Annotated in this window: 1 rRNA gene; it reads left to right on the top strand. The window is 54.8% G+C overall.

Annotation, left to right across the window (positions count from 1 at the left end):
- Positions 1-386 (top strand): 23S ribosomal RNA (locus tag BTA35_RS16585); the annotation flags it as partial.
- Positions 387-515 lie beyond the last annotated feature (129 nt).

The following is a 515-nucleotide window of genomic DNA, read 5'->3' as shown; positions in this document are numbered from 1 at the left end:
TCCTGGGGCTGTAGCCGGTCCCAAGGGTATGGCTGTTCGCCATTTAAAGAGGTACGTGAGCTGGGTTTAAAACGTCGTGAGACAGTTCGGTCCCTATCTGCCGTGGGCGTTGGATATTTGAAGGGGGCTGCTCCTAGTACGAGAGGACCGGAGTGGACGAACCTCTGGTGTACCGGTTGTCACGCCAGTGGCATCGCCGGGTAGCTATGTTCGGAAGAGATAACCGCTGAAAGCATCTAAGCGGGAAACTCGCCTTAAGATGAGATATCCCCGGGGACTTGATCCCCTTGAAGGGTCGTTCGAGACCAGGACGTTGATAGGTCGGGTGTGTACATGCAGTAATGCATTGAGCTAACCGATACTAATTGCCCGTACGGCTTGATCCTATAACCGGAGCGCCTTACCTCGGTAGCATGAGGATAAGAGCACGCCAGGTTTGATCCGCGTAGTGCCACGCAATCACCACCCCTTGCCAGCCAGAGTGAGTGCTTTAGCACTTACTCCGGCCAATGCAG

This window comes from Oceanospirillum linum (genome assembly GCF_001995095.2).
Lineage (GTDB): Bacteria > Pseudomonadota > Gammaproteobacteria > Pseudomonadales > Halomonadaceae > Oceanospirillum > Oceanospirillum linum.
The sequence above is the reverse complement of the archived record's forward strand: the minus strand, read 5'-3'. Positions and strand labels throughout refer to the sequence as shown.